We start from the raw sequence: 397 nt of genomic DNA on the forward strand, positions 1-397 counted from the left end.
GCAAATCGCACGAGTACTTGTGACTCAGCCAAGATTAGTCTTAATGGATGAGCCTACAGGTGGTTTAGATGTGTCTGTGCAGGCAAGAATTTTAGATTTAATACGTTCACTCGTCGCCGAACTGAATCTTTCAGTCATCATGGTGACACATGATTTGGCGGTGGCTCGCTTACTTTGCCACCGTTTATTAGTGATGCAAAAAAGCCGAGTAGTTGAGAGTGGGTTAACGGATCAAATTTTAGATGATCCTCAACACCCTTATACACAGCTATTAGTGTCTTCTGTGTTAACCCCTTAGAAAAGGTAATAGAAAATTTATGTCAGTTGATCGCTTAGTAGTCAATGATTTAAAAAAATCATTTGTTTTGCATACGCAGAATAATGCCCATATTTCAGT

The 397-nt window shown here is 39.3% G+C and carries 1 pseudogene; it reads left to right on the plus strand.

The features are described 5' to 3' along the window. Window positions 1–298, plus strand: a pseudogene (phnK, locus tag EMN46_RS19285) (phosphonate C-P lyase system protein PhnK); the annotation flags it as partial. Window positions 299–397 lie beyond the last annotated feature (99 nt).

Source organism: Ancylomarina sp. 16SWW S1-10-2 (genome assembly GCF_009669305.1).
GTDB lineage: Bacteria > Bacteroidota > Bacteroidia > Bacteroidales > Marinifilaceae > Ancylomarina.